Here is a 25,571-nt window from a genome sequence, read left to right on the forward strand (position 1 = left end):
CAGCCGCTGTAACCGTTCGCAGCTTTAGCTGCGCAAAGCAGCTCGCCTGCTCCAGGCGATTTGCTTTTTCAAACGCGCAAACGTGCCTGCTCTGTCGGGCGACCGGGTGATGTCTGGCGCTTGCGTCGTTCTCAGGAGTCTCACCGTGCCCATTTGGTCAGCAGCACATCAAACGCTTCACGTGCCTCTTTCAGTTCCTGCATCGCAGCTTCGAACCTGACAAGTTCGAGCGTCGATGGCTGGCCGTTGCCATTTGACGCGAAGTGTCGTTCAAGGGCGCTCGATGCGGCTTGTACGTCGCGAGCGGCGCTTACGATGCGCTCCAACGCGCGGGCTTCATCGCACCTCGTCTTTCCTGTCGACATGGGGGTCGCCTGTGTTGCCTGGCATGCCGTTGACGTGTGTTCTGTCTGTGGTGATAGGGACGATGTTGTTGTTCTTCCGGCAATTCGGCGCCGTACGCGGGAAGTGATGGAATCAGCCCGGTGTACCGGCTCGGATTGACTGGACACGGTTTTGCAACTCAGGCGGCCTCTTTCAGAGTGGCTGCCTGACGGGCTTCATGGGGTGACATGAAGCCCAGTTTTTCAAGACGCCAGTGGCGATTGTAGCGATCCTTGAACTCGACGACCGCAGTCCGGACTTCCTCAAGATTCCTGAAGATGCGACCGTGAATGGCTTGTTCCTTCAGCGTCCGGTTAAAGCGCTCGGCGACGCCATTCGTTTGTGGCTCGGCAACGAAGGCGAAGCTCGGCGTGACGCCCCAGAACCTGATCTGATTCAGGAAGTCATCGGCCGTGTATTGCGAACCGTGATCCATGCGCAGCGTCAGGCCCCGACCGACCTCGGCACCCGTGCCGCCGAATTCGCCCAGCAGTCCCTGTGCGATCGGCTGCAAGGCGGCGAACCGGTTGCCCGTCTTGACCGCATGGATGCCGACGCAGCAGGCGTCGCAATGATCGACCGCCGAGAATACCCAGACCCAGCCATCATCCACGGTCTCGACCCGCACGCCGTCGGTGCCCCACATCTCGTTCGGGCGGCTCGTCGTGATCGTGCCGTCATGCAGGGCAGCCTTGCCCTGGGGCCGACGATGCGGTGACAGCAAGGCGTTCTCCCGCATCAGCCGCAGCACACGGGTGCGCGAGACGCGGATGTCGCGCAGGATCCGCAGCCGCGCCCATACCTTGCGATGGCCCTCGCCGGTAAAGGGCGAGGCAGCAAGATCAGCCCGGATGGCCTCCAGAAGAGCAGCGTCCGGCATCTCTGGTTTCGGACCGCGCCGCTGTGCCACGAGTGGCACCACGTTGCCCGACTCGCGCGCACGACCGGCATAGATCGTCGAACGCGGAAATCCGAGCACCCGGCAGACCCGCTGCAGCCCATAAGGCTTGCCGGTGCCAGTGGAGATCGCGCGGCTCATTTCGACGACCTCCGGTTGCCTAAAGGGTGTCGGGCCTGCCTTTCCTTGCGTAGGATCTCGACTTCCATGACCAGCTCGCCAATGCGCCGGGTGGCCTCGCCAAGTTTTGCCTCCAGCGGATCGCTCTCGCGCTCCTTGAGGCCGGCATCCATACCGGCCAGGGCACGCTCGCGCCACTCCTCGAGCCGGTATATCGGCACCGATACCTCGCGCGAAATGGCATCCACTGGCTCGCCGCGCAACAGGCGCAGGACGACTTCCTTCTTCCGGCTGGCCGACCACCGCTTCACTTCGGCGACCGCGTCGGGGGCGCTTCCAGTCGCGCTACGCGCTCCTTCCACCGCCCCCGGCACAACCTCCGCAACATTCGACTTATTCGGCATGTTCAACTCCGTTTCCAGACACAGGTTTTACCCCAAATTCGTGTCCAGAAAAATCGGAGGCGGTTCATGGAATCAGCCCGGCGACAATAATCTCATGGCGGACCGAGCGACGTCCACCAGGGGCTAGCCGCGGGCGTAACCCGCGATGGTCCGCGGCGTTACAGGGGTGTGGACGTCAGAGCCGACCCCTCACGAGCAATGCTGCCGGCAGTCCCCCTCGGCCTGTCGGCAGCAGGCGGAAACACGTACCAGCCGCCGTCATCGTGCCTGAAGCAGAACAACGCGCGCACTCCGCGTGATGACGACGTCTCAACGTACACACACCGTCGCCCGCCCAACTGGATGCGACTGAATCTGGTTACATGACCCGATATCGCCGGAGCCGGTGCGAGCCATTTCTCGACCTGGCAACGCAGCGAGTGCCCGTTCACGCTTTTCATGTTCCGCTCCAGCAGGTACAAAGCCGACCGGCGTTGAAATGAGCGCGGGTCGTGACGCGAGGCGGACGGTTCTCGCCTCTTGCATCCTTAACGTCGCCGATGGCCGGGATGTTGACCACGGGTTTGTGAGTTCTGAAACCGAAAATTTCGCGTCGAGCTGGCGACAGGCGGTCGCCGCGGAGGAAGGCGGCCGACGGAGCCACGTGCGTCTTACATCGGGCCAGGACAGAAATAGTCCCGGCGAAGCGGACAGCACACCTCTGCGACCCGGTTCGCCGTGCTGGCGCGTTGTCCTCGCTTTACGTCACCGTGCCTTGACGCCCGGGCCGGCGGGCGGGACACTCAACGTGAGTCGTTGTGCGGCCGACGTCTCGCGCGGCGCTGAGTAACGCAGACCTCCGAGACACTCTGACGGGGCACGTCGAACGCCGACTGGAACATAGGCCGCGGAAGGAGAAACCCCGTGGCGTTTGCACTGTCGTTTTCACAACTGTTTTCAGACTCGGTTGGCGAAAGTCACTTTGCGTCGGTAAACATCGAACTGGTCACCCGCAACTTCGCGCCCCCCGCTGAATCGTTTGACGTGTCGGATTTCGCGGCAGCGACCCGCTACGGATTTGTGCACGTGCCAAGCGGATGGGTCGGAGACCTTCATCCTTCGCCCACGTGCCTGTGGGTATTTTTTCTCAGCGGGGAGATTGAGTTCGAGGCCGGTGACGGTGAGCGACGTCGCGTCGCGGCAGGAGGCGCGATACTGCTTGGGGATACCACGGGCAAGGGACATCAGAGTCGTGTCATCGGCGACGTGCCGGCGCTTCTCGCCGTGGTTCAAGTTTGACGTCGTGGTTTCCTTGGCCGGGGTGCAAGCGCATGCCGTCGAGGTTAAGTCATGCTCGAGAAGATGTCAGTCCGAACTCCGCATACGGTCTGTATCCCATGGTCGAACTCCCCTGAACCGGGCGCGAGCCGCTTCGGGCATGCGCGAGAGATGAGGGCACGGACGTCCTGCGAGTCATGCGGTGAGGCTATTCGAGAACCGAGGACACCGATTGCCCGAAACGAGAATCCTGCGCATGCAACCTTCAAGCGCTAAATGCGGGCCCTTGAGCTGTGTCAGATATCGTAAACGTGTATGTCCTGCATTGGTTTTCCTGTGCTAAAAGTACCTTTCATGTTTGCCAAACCCTCAGCGGCATTCGTCAATAGAACTGGTTTTCGACACTATGGCCGCGGTGTACTGTCAAGTGGTTTGGCGATGCGAAAGGTTTTTGATTCGTCACGCCGGATGATGGCGATAAGGACCTGTTCGCGCACTTCTCGGAAATTCAGGGAAAAGGCTCCAAGTCGCTGAAGGAAAACCGACGTATGACCTCGACGTCAAGCAGGGACCAAAGGGTAAGCAGGCAGCTAATATCCAGCCGCAGTAATCCGTCGGCACGCTTGCCGTGGAGATAAGGCCTACGGTCCGGGTGATGTATGTGCGTATGCACAGTTATGCAAGGCGTGCATACGGTCACCTCTCATCAGATTGTTCAACGCAGTATTGCGAATCTATTAATAAAAAGAATAGTAGTGCTATGGAGTTATGCGGAGGTCCGGCGTCACATGTGGCCCAACTCTTGGGCTAACCGTAATCGCGGAGGAGTCAAGACATGACAAAGCGAATCGCTTATGTAACTGGTGGCATGGGCGGAATCGGAACGGCAATATGTCAGCGTCTGCACAACGATGGCTTGACGGTCGTGGCAGGATGCGGGCCGAACTCGCCCAGACGTGAACGATGGCTGGCCGAGCAGGCCGGGTTGGGATTCTCCTTTGTCGCCTCAGAGGGCAATGTTGCGGACTGGGCCTCGACTGAGGCGGCCTTCGCTAAGGTGAAGAAAGAGGTCGGTGAGATTGACGTGCTGGTGAACAATGCGGGCATCACGCGGGACGGCGTGTTTCGCAAGATGTCACGGGAAAACTGGAACGATGTCATCGACACGAACCTGACGAGCCTCTTCAATGTGACCAAGCAGGTCATCGAAGCGATGGTCAGCAAGGAGTGGGGCCGGATAGTCAACATCTCCTCGGTGAACGGGCAGAAGGGGCAGTTCGGCCAGACCAACTACTCGACGGCGAAGGCAGGCATTCACGGCTTCACGATGTCGCTGGCCCAGGAAGTCGCGACAAAGGGCATCACCGTGAATACGGTTTCACCGGGGTACATCGGGACCGATATGGTGCGGGCTGTGCGCCCCGAGGTTCTCGACGCAATCGTTCAGAGCATACCGGTGCGCCGTCTTGGGGAGGCGACCGAAATTGCCTCAATTGTTTCGTGGCTGGCCAGCGACGAAGCGGGTTTTTCCACAGGGGCTGACTTTTCGTTGAACGGCGGCCTGCACATGAGATAGAAACCGCCGACGCCTCAACCGGCACGAAAACGGCTGTCCTCGGCGCTCGCGACAGAGCGCCGGGGACGCGGAAGCGCCTCGTTCGCAACGCGTTCTCTGCGCTGCATATATTTCTCGACGACATGCAGGGATTCCGGCACGTCGTGCACGGGGCGCGCAAACTGAGATGTCTTTCGTGCTGGACCCGCTAGCGGAATGGTATGCCACGAATCTCACCCATTACCCACGGAGACCCACATGCGCGATGTACCAGGCATCGAGCCATCTTCATACCAGGCTGGGCCAAAGACACTGCGTTTTCTTGCTCGCGATACCTAGGACCCCGGCGCTGCCCTCGTGTATTGGCTGGGGATAGCGGAGCCGTCACACGAGCCGAACTTCTTCGATGCGACGCGAAAATATGGTTCGCTAATACAACTCGTTCTCCCCGATGAACGTCCGGGCGTCTTTGTGAAGCGTGACGCTGTTCATACCGTCCAGGATTGCGGTGTTGTGAAGCGACTTGTTTTCAAGGACCGGTCGTCGCTCGATGTCCGATATGACGGACCGTGTAGCGACCTCTACGACGAATGAACGCGCCGGTCATGCGAACGGCGGAGGCGAACGCTGCAAGCGTCGTCGAACCGGCGACAGGTCATAGTGTTTTGTCGAACCTTCCGATGTTCGTCGTGGGACTGTCCGGTCTTGCCTGGGCGCGCTGCCAGTCGGAATGCTCACCCGCTGTCGCGAAGCGTAACGGTGTTCGCCGATGGCCTGACGCTGACGGCTGTGTGCTCTGCGAGGTGCCCCGTGCATCCGACGAGCGCCACGCTCATATCGGACCGGCGCCCGTTGGCCGTTGCGATGGGCGGCGCACTCCTGGTCAACGGGGTATCCGCAACGTTGAGGCGGCCGACCTGGACCCGATGCTTCCGCGAGGGTATACACTGTGATTGACCCTTTCGCGGAGAGCGCCATGAGAACCCAAAATCTCCCGGCCCCAGACAGGCTGTTGGCAGTATGGCGAAACCTGACTGCTCACGCGGTCAGCGACGGACGGGTCAGATACGAAGTCGACCAGCTGGGACGAGGCATCGACCATCAACAGGTGTGTCCTTGGCATCAACTCCTGGTCACCGACATGTTCTGCCAGCTTGCCTCGCAGTTGGGACCTCGCGTGGCGATGCATCAGCCGGTAACGACCCGGTCGTTCGGCATCCGCATTGCCGACGTCGTTTGGATGCCCGAGGAAAAATGGCCCGAAATCGATTCGGACGCTCCTTTACCTTCCGTTCCCGACCTGTGCATCGAGGTGCTCGCGGACGACAATGACGCCGACCAGGTTGAGCGCAAGGCTGACGCCTACCTCAACAGCGGTGCGCAGGAAGTCATCATCGTCGGCCCCCTCGGGAAGGTTGAATTTCGAGGGGCAGATGGTCCGCGTGCGTCATCCCTGTTTAGCGTGACCCTCGAACCGGCCCCGATGTTTTTCGCGTGGGCTTGACGTACATCGGCTTCGCTCGAAGCATCTCTCGTAAAAACAGTGGTGAAAATCGGACCTGACTTGGGAGGCGGTACCGGTCAGGGTTGTCGTGATTTCGATAAGCGAGAAGTTTCTGACCTCGCGGCGCTTCAGGTGCTGACGTCAACACAATATTGGCCCGCTCGCCAACATAAGACCGCCCCCTCCACGTAGGCCGCGAGTTGTCGATGGCGGAGTTGTTTTTCCGATTGTCAGGCTGGTCAGTTAGATGTCGGAAAGGGAGTGAAGCCGTCGCCTACGTTTTTGCATACCTAATCGTCCACTACCGTGTGCGACCTCGAGCATCGGCTGGCCGCATGAGAATGTCCTGCAGTTCGATGCAGTTCGATGCAGTTTGGTAAGGAGGTACTATGCAAGTTGCGAGCAACTTTAAGGTTCTGTTCATCGCAGGCTTCGGTCCAATTGTCCGTGAGCCGTCAGAAAGCCGCGAACTCTATTGCGAAGTCCTTGGCATTCCTTTCAAAGAGGAGAGTGGTGGGTACTTGCACACGGAAGCTCTTCAGGGCGCAAAGACGTTTGCCTTGTGGCCTCTCTCTCAGGCGGCGCACTCCTGCTTTGATAGCGATTCGTGGCCCGAAGACATTCCTGTCCCGCAAGCATGGCTGGAGTTCGATGGCGACAGCGTAGAAAAGGCAACGGCAAATCTCGAATCACGGGGATATCGAATCCTGGTCCGGAACAAGCAAGAACCTTGGGGTCAAACTGTCACGCGTTTTCTCTCACCCGAGGGAATACTTGTCGGGGTGACTTTCACGCCTTCGATGCGAAAAGAAAAATAATGGGCTTGCTCCCGTAAGACAAACCCCTTCCTGGGCAGGCAAAGTGAAGCGACGAGAAGCAACGACACCTAGCTGAATTTTCCGGTGAAATGTCTACACGCTTTTGGCTGTCATTGCACGCGAGCCATCGATGGTCGAACGCTGGTGGGGGGAGTAACACTTCATGCCAGCGTCAGCGGGCGTCAATGTGTGGCGAATGCGCGGTCGCCAACGGGCTGCCTGCAAATGGGTCTTGCCGCCAGTCAACCTTCGGACCGGCAGCGGGCGCCGATTGCGCCGCGCCGCCTACGCCGAAATGCTCGACTGATTGGCCCGCGCTGATGGCCTGCTTAAGCCATTGGGGCATCTCCCCCTCGCCCGACCACGTCTCTCCCGTTGCGCTGCGATATTTTGCCGACTTATATTGGATTTGGTCTTGGGCTATCGCCGCTGCCAAGTCGTCGAGTTCGATTCCGACCTCGGCCATTCTACGGCGCAGGTAAGCGACAATGCTGTCTCGTTTTCGCTCGTCCATTACGTTTTCCTCTCTCAACGATATTGCGCAAGATGTCTCGTGCCTCCGAAATCCCTGTGCATTAAGAATACCACTACTGGTTCGGCGCTCGTATAGCCTACCGCTCAATAGCCTATTTCTGTTGTTATGTGGCATAGTGCGGCCATTGCAAACCAACGGGGAGAAAGAAAAAATGGCCATACTTGATAAAGTTCAAGCTCAAATCGCAAAGCTCCAGGCTCAGGCAGAAGCGCTGGTTGCAAAACAGTCGTCTGGCGTAATCGCGAAGATTCGCGACATCATGGAGAAACATGGGCTGACGACTGCCGACATCGAAGCGTACGTCGGTGGTGCCAAGAAGCGCGGACCGAAGCCGGGTGCGAAGGCCGCAGCCAAAGCAGCAAGCTCGGTAGCGAAATACCGGGACCCGAAGACTGGGGCGACGTGGACGGGACATGGTCGCGCGCCCGGATGGATTGCCAACGCCAAGGACCGGACGAAGTTCTTGACTGATGCCACAGGCACGACTGCGAGCAAACCGAAGGATTTAGCCAAAGCGGCTGGCAAGACAACGGCGAAGGGCAAGCTGCCACCCAAATACATCAATCCCAAGACCGGCGAGACGTGGAGTGGTCATGCCCGCCCACCGGCGTGGATTAAGGACGTCAAAGACCGCAGTAAATTTTTGATTGCAGGCGGTGCGGAAGCGACTGTTGCGGCGACTGCAAGTGCGGTGAGCAAGGCGAAGGCTGCGGTCAAAAAGACGGCGTCGAAGTCAGTCGGAGCGACTGCGGGCACGGGGCAGCGGAAAGGACCGCAGCCGGCGCTCTACGCTGACCCCAAGACGGGCGCGACATGGAGCGGTCGTGGTCCGGCGCCGGCGTGGTTGGCTAGTGCGAAAGACCGTAGTAAGTTTCTGATTGCGGGCGTCGACCCGGCGACCAGTGCGGGGGTTGCGAGCAAGACGAAGCATTCGGCCAAAAAGGCAGTTGCCAAGAAAGCCGTCGTCAAGAAGGTCGCAGCGACAAAGACCGCACCGACGAAGAGGGTTGCGGCGAAGAAAGTGGTTGGCAAGAAGGCCGTGAGCGCGAAGGTGCCGGCGAAAAAAGCGCCGCGCAAGAGCGTGGCTGTGCCCGCTCCGGTGGCCACAGTCGAGTCTGGCGCCGAGTTGACGACCTAAACGTAGTTGTCAGGTGCCCGGTGGACCAGCGATTTTCTGGTTCCACCGGGTACACCAAGCCGACGACGTTTATTGCGCCTGTGCTGCCTGACGTTGTGCAGCTTGCTGCTGTTGAGCGTGCTGCTTCGCAAGGTGTCTGCCGACCACGCAGCCGCCAACTGCACCGACGACCGCATGGTGTCCAGCATAGTGACCGGCCACACCGCCAACGACCGCGCCTTTGAGGCAGCCAGCAGCGTTTGCCGTTCCGACTGTTGCCAAGGGCAGCGTGACAGCCGCTAACGCAATTCTCATTTGACTAGCTTTCAATCCCGGGTGCTCTGAGGTTGTATTTTGGGTATGTGGTTGCTCCCGGCGTCGCTTCAACCCCAGCGACCGCGCTCACGCCACTCGTGCTCACGCCATTCGTGGCGGCGCCATTCCCGTTCACGCCACTCACGACGCTCGCGCCATTGGCGAGCACGCCAGTCGTCATAGCCGTCGTAAGCGACAGCCACGGGCGTGGGAGCGTAGGCGACGGGCGGAGGGGCAACGTACACAGGCTCTGCCGGCGCATACACGGCCCCGGGGACGCCCAATCCGATGGCGACGTCGACGTGCGCCGATGCTGCGGTCGACGCGGCCAGAACCGCAACACCAAGAATCGCGCTAAGAATCTTCTTGTTCATCTTTGCTACTCCTCGCACGTTGAGTGCAATGTCAGTGACCACGGCTCGAAGTGTAGGAGGGGAGGTTAGACACAGGTGAAACGGCCTTGCGAGATTGGTAACGCGACATTACTAGAACTGGTGCGATTGCTGCCGGCAATTGTGATCCCGTATGGTTGAAAACCTCGAGAGCGATCCGGAATCGAAAAGTCTCGCTACGGTGGTGGCGAAAGAAATGAACGCATTAAAGATCGCCGACCCCGAGGGGCATGCTGAAGCGCAAACGCTTTTATCGCCGATGCTGGGGCAGCAACGTGCGGACGTCTCCAGGACTTTGAAAGCAGTTGTTCATTTCGTCCTGCTCGTGGGGCCATTGAGGGTCGCGAACTGCCCTTGGATCATCGCGTCGAAGCCGCCCGCAGCACCCTCATTATCGGCGTCACATAGCGCTGGAATTTCCCCGATTTATTGCTGAAAGTCACAGCCTAGCAGGTTGCTGAAGTACCGGCGCCTTACGTCATCGCGAAAGGCCCCTGATGCGTTGATATGAGACCCCTCACTTGCCCACTGGAGATCATGCGCGGCGCCGACACGTTCACCGAGAGTCTGTTTTCCACGCCATGAACGGCAAAGACGTTCTTTGCAAGATCGATTCCTAACGTGACAATGGTCATGAACTTCCCCTGATGTCGATGCGGTTGAAGGATCGGGACCGAACAATGGTACGCCGATGCTTGTTCGCGGCTTCCGCCGAGGCGTCCGGTGGGGAGGTCCCTTCCATTCATCTACGGTTACCTGAATCGTATTCAATCCAGCCGTCGCCTTGAACGCGAGGCTCAACGCAACGTCGAATTGATGTGGCTCACCGGCCGACTGGCGCCGGACTTCAAGACCATTGCGCGGTTCCGGAAAGACAACGGCAAAGCGATCCGCAGCGTCTGCCGCCAGTTCGTCGTGCTATACCAGCGTCTGGACCTCTTCGCCGAAGCGGTCGTTGCGATCGACGGCAGCAAGTTCAAGGCGGTGAACCATCGCGACCGCGACTTCACGAGCGCCAAGCTCGAACGACGCATGCGCGACATCGAGTCAAGTATCGCTCGCTATCTCGAGGCGATGGACACAGCGGATCGTCAGGAGCCTGCGATTGCGAAGGCCAGAACAGCTCGACTGCAGGACAAGATTGCGGCCTTGAAGGAACAGATGCGAAGTCTCAAGGAGATCGAGGTCCAACTCAACGCGGCACCCGACAAACAGGTATCGCTCACGGATCCGGATGCACGTTCGATGAAGACACGAGGAACGGGAGTCGTCGGCTACAACGTCCAGACGGTGGTTGACACGAAGCACCATCTGATCGTCGCGCACGTCGTTACCAATGATGGCATTGATCGTGATCAGTTGACGTCGGTGGCGAAGCTTGCCCGTACAGAGATGGCCGTCGACAAGCTCACCGCAGTTGCGGATCGCGGCTACTACAAGAGCGAGGAGATACTCGCATGCCATGAGGCCGGGATAAGCGTGTTCGTTCCGAAGACGGTGACATCGAGCGCAACGGCTCATGGCCGCTTCGGCAAGGATGACTTCATTTACAACGCACAGACGAATGAATATCGGTGCCCGGCCGGCGAGCGGCTCATCTGGCGATTCTCGACCGTTGAGCGCGGCCTGAGGATCAGTAAGTACTGGAGTTCGAATTGCCAGCAATGTCCGCTAAAAGGGGACTGCACGCCGGGCTCTCACCGACGGGTGGCACGCTGGGAGCACGAAGCTGTTCTTGATGAAATGCAGGCGCGGCTTGATCAAGCGCCTGAGATGATGCGTATCCGGCGACAGACTGTCGAGCACCCGTTCGGCACGATCAAGGCATGGATGGGCGTCACTCATTTCCTGACACGGACCATCGGGCGGGTGAGCACGGAGATGAGCTTCACGTGCTGGCGTACAACAGGAAGCGGGTGATCAAGCTACTCGGTTCAGAAGCGGTTATGAAGGCGATGAGGGCCTGAGGCCCGTACGGGGTTGTTGAGCCTTTGCGATGTGTTCGGCTGTGATTTGACGTTCGGGTTGCCGCAATCGAAAAGCCGCGACCTGCGCCGAGCCAGGTTTCGTCAATTCACAGTGGCTACGCGTTTTGACACGCTCTGGGCCAATAGTTGCCGTTCGCGAAACACACAAAGCCGCCATTCCAACGGCCGGTTCACTTCGGAACCTGCCGGACGTGCGGTGGAGCGACTCGGCCTTTACCGTCAATCGGGTACCTCTGGTCAGGCGGCTACATGTCGCCTTGCGGACGTTCGCAGTTCAGCGATCGCGAATGACCGGTCTCACCGAATGTCCGGGTTGACGGGGCCGGAGTCCGAAATCGGTGTCATCGTGGGCGGAACATAGTAGATATAGGCACTGGCGACGCAGGCCGGCTGTCCATCGGTTGTATCGGAACAGGTGTCTAGGATGCTATTGCCGTATGCATCGGTGGCCGTGAATGCCGGGTCGGGAACCACGTTGTCGTAAGGCAGCAGCTTGTAGTTCTGGCGCAGGTGCCACACGATGGTGTGCCACGCCTGATAGGTCTGGCTTCGGTAGCCGCCGCCGCGCGCCGATCCGCCGCAGCGGGTCCGCGCGTAGACCTCGCCGCGGATATACCCGTTCTTGTCGAATCCTGTGACATAGCTGGCAACATGTACACCGCCGCACGAGGCCCCGAGCAGCGTCGGGTATGCCGCTGGCAACGGCAGGGTGACCTGAGCCTGCACAGCGGCACTCGCCAGCAGTCCCAGCAAACCAATCATCTTCATGTCGTGTCTCCCGGCTGGTTGAAGTGGCGTGGCAGGCGGGTCGAACTGACGGATCCTGTTCAGGTGCACCGAGCCCTGCGTCAGCGTCCACACGTTGCCGTTGTTGTCTGTGATGGAAGTGGCAGCGGGGATGGTGGTGTCGTTCGCCGGGACGGAACTCGCGCGTGCGGCTCCTCGTCTGGGTGCTGTCGGCCGTCATGCTGTCGGGGCATGCCACCGCATGCGGTTAGGATCCAGCTTCACCCTGCATCAGTTAGGAAGCCTATTAAAAAGTGAATCGGTAATTATTGGCACGCGTAAAATGCGGTTTTATGTATACAGCAGGCTGAGTCCAGCAGACGGGCGGCCCCGTTGCCAAGGCTCAGCGGGCCGAGACCGCGCCGAGCCATCCCGAAGAGGGAGAGCGCACCGCTCACCGCGCCCGGATCGCAGTCCGTCGACGCGGTACAACATCCCCATCACCATGCTACCGCATACTGCCGGGACTCTCCCGATCCTCCTGGCAGGCGATCGCGATCCGGGAATTCACGACGTCGACGTAGTCGGTCGGCACGTCACTTATCGTCGAGCCGCTCTCCGCTAAGAGCCGCAAACTGAACTCGCAGCTTTTCCAGCTTTCGGCGCATCTCCGCCGATTCAAGGTGGCCCCCTTCTTCGAGAACCCTGATGTCCTCCTCTATTTCCTCAATCGTCGACTTCATTTGCTGGAAGGCTCCGGCCGGGGCCTTTTCGTATTGGTTTTTCATCTGTCACTCCCGCAGAAAAACCCACTGAGTTGATGCCTCGCCATGACGGCCGCACCATGCACCCATCTTGCCTCACCCAGACGCCGGCGCGCGCCAATTTGAAGAAATCGCGGGTCATCAGACAGGCCACGCTGGACGCGTGGGCGGCGAAGAAATACAAAAAGTTGCGGGGCCATCTTCGGTGAGCCAGGCACGGCTTGGCGCGAGTCGCGCAAACCCGGCCTGGGCTGTTCGCTCACTGGAAGCTCGTGCAGCCGAGGTTGGATAATTGGAGCGGAGTGAGTCGAGAGGCTCATGCTCCGTTCTGCGAGCTGAGCCGCTGGCTACGATGACGGCTAGTCCAACCTTGCCGGGTGTGTTGGTCAGATCGATTGCGCCGCTGCTATCGACCGCACCGAACATGTCCGCATGCGTGATTCCAGCCGACGTCATCCCAAGCGTCATTGAGACGAACCTAATCGCGTTCATCGACAGCAAGGAAGGGCGCTGGCGCACGGTATTTCCCTCCGCCGTGCATTGTGAGGTACGGAAAAGGACGCCGGCAATGGGGCACCTTCCTACTTTTCAACGGAGGGTGCTGGGGCTTTCACCCACTGTACAAAAATGTTACATCCGTATTCAGGTTGGCAATTGCGCCTCATTTGCAACTGACTTCTTTGAAGAAAAATAATTCCAGTGGAAAGCAGAGTCGCGCAAGGCACCTCCAGCTGTTACCGATTCATCGTTTGAAGTCACTTTATTCGTATTATTACTAATCCCGGTTTCGGAGGTGAAATTATCATTTTTGAAACGTTTTCCCCGCTGTTTCTTAATTTCCATTTGTTATCGAAGGGCGCGAACAGGGGGCATGCGCCTTGTACGATCATTGGCGCGAACCTTGCAGTATAAGCCGCGCAGCGCGGTCACCAAGAAATCTTACCATAAATGTAATGTTAAAGAAAGAAATATGAAACGACTTGGAAAGGGATAATTGAAGGAAAAAAGACGTGCTAAACGTCCATCCATCCACGACCAGGTAATTCTCCAGCCCCCATGCCGAACGAGGAGTCGCGATCGTGAATATCAAATATCGCGTATTGATTGCCGAAGATCATGATTTGCTGCGCAATGGCTTGTGCTCGATGCTCGCGGCACAAGGGGAATACGCCGTGGTCGGCGAGGCGCGGGATGGCAAGGAGGCGTGTCAACTCGCGATGACCCTCGCGCCCGATCTGATCCTGATGGATCTGTCCATGCGCGGCATGAACGGGATCGATGCGAGCGCAGCCATCAAGCGTCGCTCGCCGCTCGTGCGCATCGTGGCGCTCACCGTCCATCAGAATGAAGAGTATGTGCGTGAAGCGCTGCGCGCAGGTGTCGACGGCTATGTGCTGAAAGACGTTTCGTTTGACGAACTGCTCGTGGCGATGCGAGCGGTGATGCAGGGGAAAAAACATCTAAGTGCCGACGTGTACGGCTACATGGTCGGCTCGTTCATTACCGGACGCGAGGCCGCGGGGCCCAAAAAGGCGTGGGACATTCTGACGGCGCGCGAGCGCAGCGTGTTCAAGCTGATCGCCGAGGGGCGCACCAACCGGCAGGTTGGCCAGTATCTGAACCTGAGCCCGAAGACGATCGAAAAGTACCGCGCCAGCGTGATGCACAAGCTCGCCATCGAGAATCTGACCGAGCTGGTGCTGGTTGCCATCAGCATGGGACTGCTGACGTCCCTCGCTTCGAAGTGCGCCGAGCCGGAGGAGGACGACAGGGTTGCGCGTTTGCCGTCGACACGTCCGGAGCCGTCGCCCTCTGAAACCGGCGAGCCTCCTGAGGCGCCGGTATCCCGGCTCAGCGATACGGCCGTGGGCTGAGCGGCCGCGTCGCGCCGCTGCGCGGGCGCTTCAAAGCGACCAACTGGCCGACACGACTGTTCCCCTTGCCCCGGAAGAGTGAACCGAAAGAAAGCCGCCTTGCGATTCGACCCGGTGTTGCATGCCCACCAGACCGAGGCCCGTCGAACTCACTTCGTTTGGCGAGAGCGGCAGGGTATGGGATTGATCAGGTATTGCCTGAGCGAGACCGGGAAGCGCGCGCCGCCGATCGCGAGCGACGCGAGGAAGGTGATCGTGCAGCAGATCCAGAAGGCCGGATAGAGCTTGGTCATCGGAGCAAGCAAGTGCGGCGGCACTCAGCAAGAATACAGCGTGATGTCTACTCATCATGATCATTCCCCTCAAAACGGAACTGGCTTCCGGTCGTCACTCGTCGCTGGCGTTGGCACGTCGACGAGCCATGCCCGCCAAGTCGGCCGTTCCTGTCGTCGATGCGGGAGTATCCGCAATCCTCAACACATCCTTGTCTGAGTCGAAAGCAGGAAAAAGAGGGAAACCCGCCGAACGTATCGCGGGTAGAGACCCGCTACGTGTCTACGTCTGCGCGAAGGGGGCAGGAAAGCCGCTCGCGTGCGTGACCCAGTCGGTCTTTTTCACGCACAAAAGCGGCCCAGATTATCCGTGTCGGTATATCCATGTCTCGAACGCAAATTGTCGTGCCTGATTCGCTCGGGCCGGATTGTCCATTTGCTAAACGGCACGATCTCTAATCGTCGGGCATGGGTCTCAGGCAGGGCTCCAGCTGGGTCGTCCACAGCGGCCGTTCCGCCGGGTGTCTGGCATTTCGCTCGCAGTCCCCGAGGCGTCCGCTCCGGCCTGGCATTTGCCGGGCTAGGATGTAGGCCCGGACGACCGCTGTTGTGCTCGATAAACTAGTCGTTGAGGTGGCGCAGGTGCCAGCGGCGGGAGTGGGTCGAGGACAGCCCTACGCGGACCGATTAGAAGCCTTGGAGGTGTGCGCCCACGTTGGGGCGCACACAAACGATGTCGCGCGGCCTCATCTTGGGATGGCCAACAACCGGCCAGCCAAGGCCAATTTTGGTGACCGGCGGGCCATGAGGTAAGGTTCACGCGTGTAGTGGCTCGGCATCGCGACGTTGGCTCCGCCCTCCAAATTCTTTTAGCGGTGTAGGTCAGTCGCAGGAACTTTGTCCCGTAGTCGCACCACTGTGGCGCCTGTCGCATTTACTCTGGCGCCCTACGCCAGCGAAATGGCGTTCGGCTATTTCCAGAAGGGTCAGCCGGTTGTTTCCAGAAAGATCAAATCGGGAGTCGACTATGCCGGACAAAGGGCAACCAGGCGGTACGATCCAGAACTGGACGGACAGGTGGGTCGCAGCTGTCTGCGACTATTCCATCTTTGCGATTTCGGTAGAAGGCCGGATTCTGACCTGGAATCCCGGTGGCATAGCCATCCACGGATACCAGCCGGAGGAGATTATTGGCCAGTGTCTGGACATCCTTTACACAGAGGACGACCGCCAAAAAATGGCGCCGGCAGCCGGTCTCGAGACCGCGCGACGGTCCGGGCGTCACGAAACCGAGGGCTGGCGAGTCCGCAAGGGCGGTTCAACGTTCTGGGCCAGCGACGTGATCACCGCGTTGCATTCGGAGGACGGAGAACTTGCCGGTTATGTGAACATCGTGCGCGATATCACGGAGAAAAAGGCCGCGCACGAGGCAGTGCTGGAGAGCGAGCGGCGCTTCCGCATGCTGGTGAACGGAGTGACCGACTATGCAATTTTCATGTTATCGCCGGACGGCATAGTCACAAACTGGAACTCCGGTGCACGGCGCATCAAGGGCTACGCCGCAGAAGAAATCATCGGGTCACATTTTTCGCGCTTTTACATGCCGGAAGACGCTGCGGCAGGACTGCCGCAACGCGGGCTGACCGCCGCCGCAAGGGACGGGCGGTTTGAAGCGGAAGGATGGCGGGTGAGGAAGGATGGCAGCCGATTCTGGGCCCACGTGGTCATCGACGCCATCCGCGACGAGGAGGGAACGCTCGCCGGATTTGCGAAGATCACCCGTGACATCACCGAGCGGATGGAGGCCAACCGTGTTATCGAAGAGACGCGGACGGCATTGTTCCAGTCGCAGAAGATGGAGGCCATCGGTAAGCTGACGGGCGGCGTCGCGCATGATTTCAACAATGTGCTGCAGGTACTGCGCGGTAACCTGGAACTGCTGGAAAACCGCCATGCCAGCGACGGCTGGACCCGGGAGCGGCTCGACAGGGCGATCGACGCGGTAGAGCGCGGAGCGAAACTGGCGTCCCAGTTGCTTGCCTTTGGGCGCCGGCAGCCCCTGCGGCCGGTCGTAATCAATCTGGCACCCGCAATACGGGGCATGGATGATCTGCTGCGGCGCGCACTCGGCGAGACCATCGAAGTGGAGACGGTCGTGTCTGGCGGTCTATGGAACACCATTGTGGACATCCATCAGCTGGAGAACGTCATCCTCAATCTGGCGATCAACGCGCGCGACGCGATGCCTGAGGGCGGAAAGCTGACCATGGAACTGGCCAATGCAATGCTCGACGATCAATACGTTGCCGGCCTCCCCGATGTGGCGGCAGGCCAGTACGTGATGCTTGCCGTCAGCGACACCGGAACCGGGATGCGGCCGGACGTGCTTGAGCGGGCGTTCGACCCGTTCTTTACGACGAAACCCGAAGGCGTGGGAACCGGACTCGGTTTAAGCATGGCCTTTGGTTTCGTCAAGCAGAGCGGTGGACACACCCGCATCTACAGCGAGATCGGGCATGGCACGACCGTCAGGATCTACCTGCCACGGTCCACCGAACAGGCAGTCGAGCCGCCTGCGAAACCAAACGTCAGGTTGCTCGGCGGAACGGAGACCATCCTCGTAGTCGAAGACGACCTGAAAGTGCAATCTACCGTGGTCGATATGCTGTGCGGCCTTGGCTACAGCGTGCTGAAGGCGAACAGTGCGGAGCAGGCGTTAACCGTAATTCGAAGTGGTATCCATATTGATCTGCTTTTTACGGACGTTGTCATGCCCGGGACGCTGCGCAGTCCGGACATGGCCGCCCAGGCGGTGCAGCTTTTGCCGCGGCTGAAGGTGCTTTTCACTTCCGGGTACACGCAGAACGCGATTATTCATGGTGGACGGCTGGACCAGGGTGTCGAACTCCTGAGCAAGCCGTACAGCCGGGAACAGCTGGCCTACAAAATTAGGCAGATACTCGGCGCTGCCAGCGCGACCGATAGAAGCCAGGACGCAACGCTGCCAGCAGCAAATGCTGGCACGACAGGTCTCCGGGTTCTTCTGGTCGACGACGATCTAGCGTTGCTGGAAGCGACGGGCGAACTGGTAAAAATGCTCGGCCACACTCCGGCAACGACCGGTTCGCCGGAAGAGGCGCTGCGTTGGCTTAAGGACGATGCATTCGACGTGGTGGTCGCCGATCTGGAGATTCCAGGCACGTCCGGAGTCGAATTCGTCGAAAGAGCGGTTCAGCTACAGCCGGCGCTGCGTGTTGTATTTGCCTCGGGCAACGAGATGCCAGATCCTCCAGCGCTCCCGTTCCGCTGGAAGGCGTTGCGCAAGCCCTACACCCTGGAAGAATTGGGCGACGTACTTGGACGCCTTGCGGTCTAGACGCGTTGGCCGTTGAACTGGCTGTATTCATCCGCGGCTTACGCTGCGTCATTGTTCGATGGAAGTATTGGCTCAGCCGTTCAGCGCCACCGCAAATGCTCAGACCACCCGCACTGGCTGGCCCAAGAGGCCCGCGAAAGAGATCTGCAAATGGCCGCCATCACATCAGCGAACATACGACGGCCATACTCCAGACCAGCATCTGGGCCAGTAGCATAGAAACGTGTAGATTCGATCGTAGCATGTCTGTTAGCACACTCGTGACCGGCCCATTTCGTCAGAAATATCGCGCGCCACGGCGCAGTGGCCATGTGAGCGGGGTATCACTTTCGCGGGTTCAACTCAGGATGCCGGTAAGAATAGGGCGCCGCGTACTTCAGCTCATAGTGCGCGCCGACGCCGGTGCGCGTTGGCGGGAAGTAGTCGCCCTCGACGCACGTGGCATCAAATGTCCAGCCCTCGCTGTCGCCCCCTTCAAGGACGACCGAATAGATACCCGACACTGTGACAATTTCGCCGGGTCTGAAAGTGTCTGCCATGGTGCCTCCCCCCAACCGTTAGTGGCGGACTTCGCTTGATACGAAAGATTCCGATCGTGCAGCGTACGACCGCGCATAGGGCGTTTACAGCTGCCGCTGTCGCGACACCCAGTCGCGAACCTCCGCGCGCGAGCCGTACCTCGGCTCCTTCAGCCACGCCAAAAAAGCCTCGCGCCGCGCTCGCCATTCGCAATCGTCGAGATCAAATTCCCGTTCCACAGGTCGGGTGCCGTCGTCCCGCAGATGAGCGAAGACCAGATCCTTGCCGCCCCACCAGGCAACGCAGAGATCGCCGAGTTCCGCGACTGTTCCAACCGGAAGGTCACGCAGCAGCATCCCGAGTTGCAACCTGAACGCCGTGACGGCCACCTCCGCGTCATCCTTGCGCCAGCGGGCCTCGCCTGTCAACGCACCAGCGCTGCTCAGCGGCGTCGGCAGGCTGCCATGCCGACAGATTCCCGTACTTTGTCCAGAGAAAAGCCAGGCGGCCGACTTCATCTTCGGATAGGCCCGAATAGCTGCAGAAATGATCAAAATCTTCAAGCGGCGTGTGGCCGTGCGCGCTCCTTAAATCACCAATCACTTCGAGCACCAGCGCAATGCCTTTCTCCGGATCCTTGTAACACACGACATATACCTCCCTCTGGTCAAGCGCGGTACAGCATGACGCGTTCCACAAGGCGCGCTTAATGGCTTAATGCACCTGCCGCCGTTCCGTCGTGTTCCCGCCATGCGAAAGCCCTAGGCGGAAGGCGGGCCATCGGCCTATTGGCGCATTGGGTCGTCGCGCAACGTTTCCGCCTGCCCGTCTGCCGGCTCGGAGGACGCCTCCCCATTCTCCTCGCCGCCTTCCGTTCTGATCTGTCTTTCGGCCTCGTACCAATACTGGTCGGTGTGATCGTCGGGAGAGCCATCCTGCTCCCACAGGCGGTAGGCAAGATCACGAATACGTTCCAGCCTTGTCCCTTCGCTTCCGGTGTCCATCTTCGTCTCCTGGTTGACCGCGCAGATGGCCGATAGACCACATGGACACATGCGCAATCGCTGTACCGGGGCAGCGGACCCGCAGCCCATGCTTCAGGTGCGGTGCTTGCTGATAATGACAAGTTAGAGGCGACGCGTAGACCTATCACCGTCCCCGTCATGGCATCACAACCTGGAGTGGCAAATGGAAACGACCAAAACTGAAGGCACCCTTCGCGAAGTTGCCGGAAATATGAACGAAGCAGTCGGCTCGGTGACAGGCGATACCGTGACGCAACTCGAAGGCAAGGCAGATGAGTTGCGCGGGAAGGCGCAGCAGATCTGCGCGGATGCAACCGAACTTGCGCGCGAGGCCATGGTATCTCGCCCGCTCGCCGTGCTGGCGGGCGCGACGGCGTTAGGCTTCGTGATAGGCGCGCTGTGGTCACGGAACCGCGACACTGACGCATAACACGACACCGGACGATTGACGGCGCACGCCGCGCTTCTTTCAGGAAGCAGAAAGATGTCGATCCAATCGAAAGTGAATCAGTGGGGTTCCGTGAGCCGGTTCTGCATCGACCGGATGGCGGACTACGGCGAGCTCATCTCCATCAAACTTGCGCAGGCGCGCGCGCAGCTTGCGCGCGAAGTGATTGCGCTCGTCGCGCTCGCGGTGGCGGGAATGTTTGCGCTGTCGTTCTTCTGCATCGCGATCATTGCGACGGCATTGACGACGCCATACTTCCTTCATGTGTCGTGGGCGATCGCCGCAGTGTGGCTTTTGTTGTGCGTCATCGCCTACATCGTCGTCCGGTCACAAAAGCCGGCCAACTCCTTCCGCGTGCTTCATGAAGAGATCCACCACGACCTAGAAGCGGTCAAGGAGGCATTGAAATGAGATCGCGACGTGCGGCCCTTGCCGCCTCTGAATCCATCGTGCTGGAGCGCGTGGCCTTATCGCGCGCGAACCTGGTTGCTGCACGCCAGACAGCGCGCGCGCTGTCTGGCAGGGACGGCTCTTCACTGACGGTGCGCGCCAGAGTTGGTGTCGACCGCACCAAACGTTACGCTGCTTGCGGCGCCGCTTCTCGGATCGCTGGTGATAGGTCCTCGCACGATCGCAAGCGTCGTCGTGCGCAACGGACTTGTTGCCTGGATTGGATAAACAGTGCGACGAATTGCCGGGAAGTGAACGCGTACCGGCAACTGAAATCGCGGTCAGTGCGGCAGACGCAAACGCTTATTTCTTGTTCTCACCTGCCTCGCCCCATGCGGTCACCTTCGGAGCGGCTGTCCGGGTAGAAACACTCTGGACGGGAGACGGCTTTTTGGGTTGTTTAGGCTTCTCGAGAGTGCCGAATTCGGGCACAGTTTTGTGGCTATGTGGCCAGGCGGAACATCTCGAAGGTGTCAGGGTCCTGCCTTTCGGCGATGAATTTCGCGAAGAAATTGGTTTTGGCGCTATTCAAGAGAAATTCGGGCAGGCATTGGCGTAGTGCATTGGCGACGACCAACTCGGATGGAGGGATGCGGGGGCGGATGGTGCGCAGCCAGGATCCAAAGGAACTCCAGACGAGCGAAGGGAACACGGCTGCCAGGTAGTGAAGCAGTCCCTGACAGACGATGCCAGCCTGAATGAAGACGTGATAGGCGTGGGTCTTGTGCTTGACGGCGTTGCGGTACTCGGACGACTCGCGATGAAGGTATTGATCGCCGTTTCTGCGGCTAAGCGGCTTCATGTCCTGCATCCAGAAGTGGTACGCGAATGTGCCGATCCGGTGTACTGCCTGTTTGAAGCTGTGTTCGATCTTGAAGCGCAACCCATACAGGCGAATGATCTCGATGGCATCCAGGCCGAGGTCGGTGCACATCAACAGGCACGAACCCCTGCCAGGGTGAGTCACTGCCACGAAGCGAACGAGCCGTCCGCACGCCGGCCACAGTAGATCGCAGACCCGATAATGGATGGTGACGTTGTGCTCGCCGTAGACCGGGCTGGGGGCTGATTGTGCGGACCGGGGATCGGTCATCAGCGATTTCAGTTTGATCTTGTCGCCGTAGAGCTTGGGACGGCCCCGTTTGCGCGGTCCTTGCTGCTCGTACGGTTCATAGGCGACTGCATTGGACTTCACGCGTGTGACCAGGTGGTTGTCCTGGTCGCGCAGGCCTTTGACGCAGCGTAGTAGGCATCGGCGACGAAGTAGAACGGCTCCTTCACCGAGACGATCTCCAGCAACGAGATCATCTTGTCGAGCAAGGTACGCCGATCCCGGTTGGACCACACCAGACCTTCGTGAATGCGCACGGCCAGCGGGGGACGGCGAAGACGCTCTGGGCAGCCCGCACGAGTATGCTGACCGCCTGCATGGAGTGTCCCATCATGTACTCGGGCTTGGTGTTGGAGTCCGACTGTTGATGCAGCAGCTTGACGCCGGGCATCTTCTTGCCGCTCTTGGCCACCTTGATGCCGTCTCCGACCAGGACGAGCCGGCCATTGACGCGTAGCGGGTCGGGGAACAGGCGCAGCACCGCCTGAGTCCACGGCGCCGAGAGCTGATCGAGCTGCACGGCGTTGCTGTGCAAGCTGTCACGCAGCTTGTTGTACAGGGCCGGTCGCAGTTTGAGCGCACGCACGATGCTGGTCACGCCTAGCAACTCGGTGCGCACCGTCAAGCCTGCGACGGCAGTTGCGAACCACATGAAGCTGCGCAGACGAGAGAACGCTGGGCGCAGCAACCAGATCGCATCCCACCAAGCCATCCAAAGCGCCATCGTTTTTCTTCAAGCTTGTTGTATTGATTAACTAACATAGTACTACTAACCTATATACATGACACAAGAACGCCTCCTTCAAATTGAAAGACGCATTGAGACGATTAAGGGCGAAGCTCGCCGTGATCGATGAAACGCGCCCAGGCTCACTCAGCTGCCAATACAAGGACCCCGCCAACCAGATCGGGGCTTACCATCAGCTGAGCTATACGCGGGGATAGGAAGAGCCGAACTGAGTATGCTCGCGACGCATTGAGCGACGTGCGCTGCCAAATCGACAACTACAAGCGCTTCAAAGCGTTGACCGACGAACGGCGCGACTTGAGCATCGACGCAGTCGCCTGAAGATTAGACCGGCGCACGAAGGCAATTAGGCGAGCCGGATCAGATCACTGAGAAGTGGACCGACGCTCACGATCGCCGAGCCGAGACCGTGAAAAGGAGGAGTAAGAACTCGGCACTCTTGAGTAGGCTTCTTTGCCTCTTTAATTCCGCGCAGTTGACTTTTGGCCATCTTCATTCTCCCATTTCGCCAACCGCGGATGCGGTTATGCGATCTTCCATTCTGTGCTTATTACGCGACGTCGACCGATGAATCTGGCTCCGACGCGTCCGCCCACAACGTGTCGAGCTCGGGCGCCTCGCTGTTCGTCAGTTCGGCCGCCCGGTCGAAACCGTCGCTCACTTTTTCGATAGACCGGCTGACGGGATCAATCAGATAGAAAAGAAACATGGGCCGCCTCCGCGCCGTGCACCTGCTCAAACGATTTGCTATCGATGAGCAATTCGTCGGCCAGCGAGTCGGGTGCAAAGGGCGACATAGGACGCGCGAGGTTCGCTGTGTCTCCTGTCCGGCGCGCGACTTTGGACGCAGTTGCTGGCGACTCATGGCCCTTCATCGGTTCACAGCTCATCGGGCAGAGGTTGTGTCGCGATAATGGCGGCAAGGCAAGAAAATTCCGTGATGACAAGGAGTCCTTACGCCACCAACGAATAGAACTGATCGGCAACGGTTCGGGTCACGCCGCTGTTCTTCATCTGGCCTTTCCTGATCATATGCATCGTCTCAATGCCTGACAGGATGATGCGGGCACACCGGAAATCCTTGAAGCCCATCATGGGCCTGGTTCGGCGTTTGATCGCCCGATGATCCTGCTCTACGATGTTGTTCAGATACTTGACCTGCCGGACCTTGATGGGCGTTTCCCGCTCGGCGTTGATGGCCTGGAGGGCGGCCAGATTTGCCCCACTTTTATCCATGGTCACGGTCTTGGGCGTCCCGTTCCGATCGATGGCTTTCTCGAAGTAACGGCGCGCTGCCGCCTTGTCGCGATGCGCCCGCAACAGGAAATCGACCGTATTGCCGGCCTTGTCCACCGCGCGATACAAGTACTTCCACTGGCCGCCCACCTTGACGTAGGTTTCATCCATCCTCCAGCTCCTGCCGACCGGACGTTTGTGCTTGCGAAAGGCCTTCTCGAACAACGGTACTAGTTTGATCACCCAGCGATGCACGCTCGAATGGTCGACCTGGAAGCCCCGTTCGGCCATCATTTCCTCGAGATTTCGCAAGCTCAGCGAGTAGGCCACATACCACCGCACGCACAGAAGTATCACGTCCAGAGGATAGTGCAGGCGCTTGAGTACCTTCGCTACGCCGGCAGGCAGGGCTTGTCTCGCAGTCGCCTTCTTCATCTCACGCTTCACTTCGGGAAAATATCAACTTCGATTTTACTCCTGCCCCCTTAGCGCGACAAAGCCAGCTTCCCTACGTCGGACCTCAAATACTGGCTCACGACAGCCACACCTCGCGGAAGTTTGCACCCTTTCGGGTCAGGGCAAAGTCTGAACCCCTATGCGAACCATTACAGCCCGCCGTTCGCTTTCTCCGCGTTCTCTTACCCGCTCCAACCAACAGCGCCCCTTGCGGTTTGCCTGCCGTCTCGCAATATTCCGCGAGCTTGGCGGTGAATCGGGCTTACCACGTTCCCAATCTTGCCGACGCAACAAAATACGTGCGCCTGTCCGTTTAGCGCCCGCCTCGCCCCCGGTAGCGCTCACGACGACGTGCCCCTATTCTGCAAAGAGGCAACCGGCTACCTACCTTTTGGTTCGAGCCTAACAGCAGCTTTGGCTCGTCAGCTCTAACGAGGGTTGTACAGCGGTTCACATACGTTACGCTTGCGGAACTTGCCTTGCCCCCACACCGCACGGCTGCTGGCAGTGTCGATTCCCGCCGTGTCGCCACGGTAAATCGTCTACTGAAGGGTACGTTGTCTCCGAAGCTTCGCACCCGATCGTTACCAATCGCGCACGTCCAGATAGGCAACTGTTGGTCGTACAACAGGTCACATTTCGACAGATCCCGAATGTGACAAGGCAAGATAGGGCTTTGCCGTCAACCACATCGCCGATTTACGTCCGGCGGACGGCGACACGTGTCGCACACAAAACGAGCTTTACCGCCAACTACATGCCGCTTGACGCGCGGCTGACGGCGACACGTGTCGCACCCCTTTGTTATGGATGTACGTCGTCAAGGCGTCATCGGGGAATAGACAGGTGTTAAACGGATAGGCCCGGGAGTACTCGGGTTGGTAGGGATGGGAACGCGGGAACCCCGATTTCTCGCCGATGCTCCAGTTCGCTGGAACGGCGGCAGGTGGACCGTGAGGAACACTGTTGAGGAAGCGGGATTGAGAATGCGCAAGAAGCGAAGGGTTGCCTGTAACGGGTGACATAGGGGTTCAAGATTTGCCCCAACCTGAAAGGGTGCTGACGTGCGCGTGGTGTGGCTGTCGTTGACGTGCATCAGGGGTTCGCCAAAGGGAAGCTTGAGAGAGGCCGGTAGGGCTACGGTTCAGCGCCCTTGTCCCGCCTGCGGGTCGAATTGACGATGCGACGTTAGCGAAGGTTGTGTTCATACAGACACAACCGGCATCAGTGAGATGCTTCGTGCCGTGCTCGAGCCGTATGCGGGGAAACTCGCACGTAC

The 25,571-nt window shown here is 59.3% G+C and carries 26 protein-coding genes and 3 pseudogenes; 12 read left to right on the forward strand and 17 right to left on the reverse strand.

The window, feature by feature from the left end; translation table 11 throughout:
* Positions 1-140 precede the first annotated feature (140 nt).
* The 3 genes from C2L64_RS45275 to C2L64_RS45285 form a co-directional block, all read right to left on the reverse strand.
* Complete coding sequence (locus C2L64_RS45275) at positions 141-365, reverse strand: hypothetical protein (RefSeq protein WP_103153899.1); 225 nt, start codon at positions 363-365, stop codon at positions 141-143.
* A gap of 158 nt (positions 366-523) precedes the next feature.
* Positions 524-1,423 (reverse strand): integrase core domain-containing protein, encoded by a 900-nt coding sequence (locus C2L64_RS45280; RefSeq protein WP_103153900.1) that lies wholly within the window; start codon positions 1,421-1,423, stop codon positions 524-526.
* Positions 1,420-1,812 carry a hypothetical protein gene (locus tag C2L64_RS45285; RefSeq protein ID WP_208648328.1) on the reverse strand — a complete coding sequence of 131 codons (393 nt, stop codon included), beginning with the start codon at positions 1,810-1,812 and terminating at the stop codon, positions 1,420-1,422. Before C2L64_RS45285 ends, C2L64_RS45280 begins: the two co-directional genes overlap by 4 nt.
* A gap of 897 nt (positions 1,813-2,709) precedes the next feature.
* Between C2L64_RS45285 and C2L64_RS45295 the strand changes: the two genes are divergently transcribed.
* The 5 genes and pseudogenes from C2L64_RS45295 to C2L64_RS45325 all read left to right on the forward strand — a co-directional run bounded on the left by C2L64_RS45295 (position 2,710) and on the right by C2L64_RS45325 (position 6,940).
* On the forward strand, positions 2,710-3,084 hold the full coding sequence (locus C2L64_RS45295; RefSeq protein WP_103153902.1) for a cupin domain-containing protein: 375 nt from the start codon (positions 2,710-2,712) through the stop codon (positions 3,082-3,084).
* 398 nt (positions 3,085-3,482) lie between these two features.
* A pseudogene (locus tag C2L64_RS45300) lies at positions 3,483-3,673 on the forward strand (cold shock domain-containing protein); the annotation flags it as partial.
* A 225-nt stretch (positions 3,674-3,898) separates the two neighbouring features.
* Positions 3,899-4,639 (forward strand): 3-ketoacyl-ACP reductase, encoded by a 741-nt coding sequence (locus C2L64_RS45305; RefSeq protein WP_103153903.1) that lies wholly within the window; start codon positions 3,899-3,901, stop codon positions 4,637-4,639.
* A 955-nt stretch (positions 4,640-5,594) separates the two neighbouring features.
* On the forward strand, positions 5,595-6,122 hold the full coding sequence (locus C2L64_RS45320; protein ID WP_103153904.1) for a Uma2 family endonuclease: 528 nt from the start codon (positions 5,595-5,597) through the stop codon (positions 6,120-6,122).
* A 389-nt stretch (positions 6,123-6,511) separates the two neighbouring features.
* The gene (locus tag C2L64_RS45325; protein ID WP_103153905.1) at positions 6,512-6,940 is read left to right on the forward strand and encodes a VOC family protein; all 429 of its coding nucleotides are present in this window, start codon (positions 6,512-6,514) and stop codon (positions 6,938-6,940) included.
* A gap of 172 nt (positions 6,941-7,112) precedes the next feature.
* Here C2L64_RS45325 and C2L64_RS45330 read toward each other — a convergent pair whose 3' ends face one another.
* On the reverse strand, positions 7,113-7,454 hold the full coding sequence (locus tag C2L64_RS45330) for an H-NS histone family protein (RefSeq protein WP_103153906.1): 342 nt from the start codon (positions 7,452-7,454) through the stop codon (positions 7,113-7,115).
* A gap of 172 nt (positions 7,455-7,626) precedes the next feature.
* Between C2L64_RS45330 and C2L64_RS45335 the strand changes: the two genes are divergently transcribed.
* The gene (locus C2L64_RS45335) at positions 7,627-8,613 is read left to right on the forward strand and encodes an H-NS family nucleoid-associated regulatory protein (RefSeq protein WP_103153907.1); all 987 of its coding nucleotides are present in this window, start codon (positions 7,627-7,629) and stop codon (positions 8,611-8,613) included.
* A gap of 69 nt (positions 8,614-8,682) precedes the next feature.
* Here C2L64_RS45335 and C2L64_RS55290 read toward each other — a convergent pair whose 3' ends face one another.
* Together C2L64_RS55290 and C2L64_RS45345 are read right to left on the reverse strand one after the other, a co-directional pair.
* Complete coding sequence (locus C2L64_RS55290; protein WP_103153908.1) at positions 8,683-8,907, reverse strand: hypothetical protein; 225 nt, start codon at positions 8,905-8,907, stop codon at positions 8,683-8,685.
* Between the two features lie 68 nt (positions 8,908-8,975).
* Positions 8,976-9,281 carry a hypothetical protein gene (locus C2L64_RS45345; RefSeq protein WP_103153909.1) on the reverse strand — a complete coding sequence of 102 codons (306 nt, stop codon included), beginning with the start codon at positions 9,279-9,281 and terminating at the stop codon, positions 8,976-8,978.
* 151 nt (positions 9,282-9,432) lie between these two features.
* Between C2L64_RS45345 and C2L64_RS45350 the strand changes: the two genes are divergently transcribed.
* On the forward strand, positions 9,433-9,735 hold the full coding sequence (locus C2L64_RS45350) for a hypothetical protein (RefSeq protein WP_103153910.1): 303 nt from the start codon (positions 9,433-9,435) through the stop codon (positions 9,733-9,735).
* A 37-nt stretch (positions 9,736-9,772) separates the two neighbouring features.
* Here the strand turns inward: C2L64_RS45350 and C2L64_RS53730 are convergent, their stop codons facing one another.
* Positions 9,773-9,934, reverse strand: coding sequence for a hypothetical protein (locus tag C2L64_RS53730; RefSeq protein ID WP_158660584.1), 162 nt, complete (start codon positions 9,932-9,934; stop codon positions 9,773-9,775).
* 106 nt (positions 9,935-10,040) lie between these two features.
* Here C2L64_RS53730 and C2L64_RS45355 point away from each other — a divergent pair.
* A pseudogene (locus C2L64_RS45355) lies at positions 10,041-11,266 on the forward strand (IS1182 family transposase); the annotation flags it as partial.
* Between the two features lie 318 nt (positions 11,267-11,584).
* Here C2L64_RS45355 and C2L64_RS45360 read toward each other — a convergent pair.
* The 3 genes from C2L64_RS45360 to C2L64_RS53735 all read right to left on the reverse strand — a co-directional run bounded on the left by C2L64_RS45360 (position 11,585) and on the right by C2L64_RS53735 (position 13,620).
* Positions 11,585-12,055 carry a hypothetical protein gene (locus C2L64_RS45360; RefSeq protein ID WP_103153911.1) on the reverse strand — a complete coding sequence of 157 codons (471 nt, stop codon included), beginning with the start codon at positions 12,053-12,055 and terminating at the stop codon, positions 11,585-11,587.
* A gap of 554 nt (positions 12,056-12,609) precedes the next feature.
* A complete protein-coding gene (locus C2L64_RS45365) occupies positions 12,610-12,801 on the reverse strand; it encodes a hypothetical protein (protein WP_103153912.1) in 192 nt (63 codons plus the stop codon).
* A 618-nt stretch (positions 12,802-13,419) separates the two neighbouring features.
* Complete coding sequence (locus C2L64_RS53735) at positions 13,420-13,620, reverse strand: hypothetical protein (protein WP_158660585.1); 201 nt, start codon at positions 13,618-13,620, stop codon at positions 13,420-13,422.
* 236 nt (positions 13,621-13,856) lie between these two features.
* Here C2L64_RS53735 and C2L64_RS45370 point away from each other — a divergent pair, with 236 nt between their 5' ends.
* A complete protein-coding gene (locus tag C2L64_RS45370; RefSeq protein WP_103153913.1) occupies positions 13,857-14,651 on the forward strand; it encodes a response regulator in 795 nt (264 codons plus the stop codon).
* 149 nt (positions 14,652-14,800) lie between these two features.
* On the opposite strand, the gene C2L64_RS53740 is transcribed toward C2L64_RS45370, so the two are convergent.
* Positions 14,801-14,944 carry a hypothetical protein gene (locus tag C2L64_RS53740; protein WP_158660586.1) on the reverse strand — a complete coding sequence of 48 codons (144 nt, stop codon included), beginning with the start codon at positions 14,942-14,944 and terminating at the stop codon, positions 14,801-14,803.
* Positions 14,945-15,950: 1,006 nt separating this feature from the next.
* On the opposite strand from C2L64_RS53740, the gene C2L64_RS45380 reads away from it, so the two are divergent.
* The gene (locus C2L64_RS45380) at positions 15,951-18,299 is read left to right on the forward strand and encodes a PAS domain S-box protein (protein ID WP_103153914.1); all 2,349 of its coding nucleotides are present in this window, start codon (positions 15,951-15,953) and stop codon (positions 18,297-18,299) included.
* Positions 18,300-18,622: 323 nt separating this feature from the next.
* Here C2L64_RS45380 and C2L64_RS45385 read toward each other — a convergent pair whose 3' ends face one another.
* The 3 genes from C2L64_RS45385 to C2L64_RS45395 all read right to left on the reverse strand — a co-directional run bounded on the left by C2L64_RS45385 (position 18,623) and on the right by C2L64_RS45395 (position 19,822).
* The gene (locus C2L64_RS45385) at positions 18,623-18,838 is read right to left on the reverse strand and encodes a hypothetical protein (protein WP_103153915.1); all 216 of its coding nucleotides are present in this window, start codon (positions 18,836-18,838) and stop codon (positions 18,623-18,625) included.
* Between the two features lie 84 nt (positions 18,839-18,922).
* Positions 18,923-19,381 carry a hypothetical protein gene (locus C2L64_RS45390; protein ID WP_158660587.1) on the reverse strand — a complete coding sequence of 153 codons (459 nt, stop codon included), beginning with the start codon at positions 19,379-19,381 and terminating at the stop codon, positions 18,923-18,925.
* Positions 19,382-19,603: 222 nt separating this feature from the next.
* Positions 19,604-19,822 (reverse strand): DUF2934 domain-containing protein, encoded by a 219-nt coding sequence (locus C2L64_RS45395; RefSeq protein WP_158660588.1) that lies wholly within the window; start codon positions 19,820-19,822, stop codon positions 19,604-19,606.
* Between the two features lie 184 nt (positions 19,823-20,006).
* Between C2L64_RS45395 and C2L64_RS45400 the strand changes: the two genes are divergently transcribed.
* Together C2L64_RS45400 and C2L64_RS45405 are read left to right on the forward strand one after the other, a co-directional pair.
* Positions 20,007-20,273, forward strand: coding sequence for a CsbD family protein (locus C2L64_RS45400; protein ID WP_103153918.1), 267 nt, complete (start codon positions 20,007-20,009; stop codon positions 20,271-20,273).
* A gap of 15 nt (positions 20,274-20,288) precedes the next feature.
* Positions 20,289-20,702 (forward strand): phage holin family protein, encoded by a 414-nt coding sequence (locus C2L64_RS45405; protein ID WP_407671949.1) that lies wholly within the window; start codon positions 20,289-20,291, stop codon positions 20,700-20,702.
* A 481-nt stretch (positions 20,703-21,183) separates the two neighbouring features.
* On the opposite strand, the pseudogene C2L64_RS45415 reads toward C2L64_RS45405, so the two are convergent.
* From C2L64_RS45415 to C2L64_RS45420, 3 genes and pseudogenes are all read right to left on the reverse strand, one after another.
* Positions 21,184-22,576: pseudogene (locus C2L64_RS45415) on the reverse strand (transposase).
* A gap of 574 nt (positions 22,577-23,150) precedes the next feature.
* Positions 23,151-23,309: a hypothetical protein gene (locus tag C2L64_RS53745; protein ID WP_158660589.1), complete on the reverse strand. Its 159-nt coding sequence runs from the start codon at positions 23,307-23,309 to the stop codon at positions 23,151-23,153.
* 245 nt (positions 23,310-23,554) lie between these two features.
* Positions 23,555-24,271, reverse strand: a complete 717-nt coding sequence (locus C2L64_RS45420) for an IS6 family transposase (protein WP_079503836.1) — start codon at positions 24,269-24,271, stop codon at positions 23,555-23,557.
* Positions 24,272-25,571: the final 1,300 nt, after the last annotated feature.

The organism is Paraburkholderia hospita (genome assembly GCF_002902965.1).
GTDB lineage: Bacteria > Pseudomonadota > Gammaproteobacteria > Burkholderiales > Burkholderiaceae > Paraburkholderia > Paraburkholderia hospita.

What these genes read in the sequence shown, in the direction of transcription:
- C2L64_RS45320 (WP_103153904.1), top strand. Translation starts at nt 5,595, where the DNA reads ATGAGAACCCAAAATCTCCCGGCCCCAGACAGGCTGTTGGCAGTATGG.
- C2L64_RS55290 (WP_103153908.1), bottom strand. Translation starts at nt 8,907, where the DNA reads ATGAGAATTGCGTTAGCGGCTGTCACGCTGCCCTTGGCAACAGTCGGA.
- C2L64_RS53735 (WP_158660585.1), bottom strand. Translation starts at nt 13,620, where the DNA reads ATGGAAATTAAGAAACAGCGGGGAAAACGTTTCAAAAATGATAATTTC.
- C2L64_RS45345 (WP_103153909.1), bottom strand. Translation starts at nt 9,281, where the DNA reads ATGAACAAGAAGATTCTTAGCGCGATTCTTGGTGTTGCGGTTCTGGCC.
- C2L64_RS45360 (WP_103153911.1), bottom strand. Translation starts at nt 12,055, where the DNA reads ATGAAGATGATTGGTTTGCTGGGACTGCTGGCGAGTGCCGCTGTGCAG.
- C2L64_RS45380 (WP_103153914.1), top strand. Translation starts at nt 15,951, where the DNA reads ATGCCGGACAAAGGGCAACCAGGCGGTACGATCCAGAACTGGACGGAC.
- C2L64_RS45335 (WP_103153907.1), top strand. Translation starts at nt 7,627, where the DNA reads ATGGCCATACTTGATAAAGTTCAAGCTCAAATCGCAAAGCTCCAGGCT.
- C2L64_RS45385 (WP_103153915.1), bottom strand. Translation starts at nt 18,838, where the DNA reads ATGGCAGACACTTTCAGACCCGGCGAAATTGTCACAGTGTCGGGTATC.
- C2L64_RS53740 (WP_158660586.1), bottom strand. Translation starts at nt 14,944, where the DNA reads ATGACCAAGCTCTATCCGGCCTTCTGGATCTGCTGCACGATCACCTTC.
- C2L64_RS45280 (WP_103153900.1), bottom strand. Translation starts at nt 1,423, where the DNA reads ATGAGCCGCGCGATCTCCACTGGCACCGGCAAGCCTTATGGGCTGCAG.
- C2L64_RS53745 (WP_158660589.1), bottom strand. Translation starts at nt 23,309, where the DNA reads ATGTTTCTTTTCTATCTGATTGATCCCGTCAGCCGGTCTATCGAAAAA.
- C2L64_RS45325 (WP_103153905.1), top strand. Translation starts at nt 6,512, where the DNA reads ATGCAAGTTGCGAGCAACTTTAAGGTTCTGTTCATCGCAGGCTTCGGT.
- C2L64_RS45395 (WP_158660588.1), bottom strand. Translation starts at nt 19,822, where the DNA reads ATGGACACCGGAAGCGAAGGGACAAGGCTGGAACGTATTCGTGATCTT.
- C2L64_RS45400 (WP_103153918.1), top strand. Translation starts at nt 20,007, where the DNA reads ATGGAAACGACCAAAACTGAAGGCACCCTTCGCGAAGTTGCCGGAAAT.
- C2L64_RS45305 (WP_103153903.1), top strand. Translation starts at nt 3,899, where the DNA reads ATGACAAAGCGAATCGCTTATGTAACTGGTGGCATGGGCGGAATCGGA.
- C2L64_RS45365 (WP_103153912.1), bottom strand. Translation starts at nt 12,801, where the DNA reads ATGAAAAACCAATACGAAAAGGCCCCGGCCGGAGCCTTCCAGCAAATG.
- C2L64_RS45330 (WP_103153906.1), bottom strand. Translation starts at nt 7,454, where the DNA reads ATGGACGAGCGAAAACGAGACAGCATTGTCGCTTACCTGCGCCGTAGA.
- C2L64_RS45350 (WP_103153910.1), top strand. Translation starts at nt 9,433, where the DNA reads ATGGTTGAAAACCTCGAGAGCGATCCGGAATCGAAAAGTCTCGCTACG.
- C2L64_RS45420 (WP_079503836.1), bottom strand. Translation starts at nt 24,271, where the DNA reads ATGAAGAAGGCGACTGCGAGACAAGCCCTGCCTGCCGGCGTAGCGAAG.
- C2L64_RS45275 (WP_103153899.1), bottom strand. Translation starts at nt 365, where the DNA reads ATGTCGACAGGAAAGACGAGGTGCGATGAAGCCCGCGCGTTGGAGCGC.
- C2L64_RS53730 (WP_158660584.1), bottom strand. Translation starts at nt 9,934, where the DNA reads ATGACCATTGTCACGTTAGGAATCGATCTTGCAAAGAACGTCTTTGCC.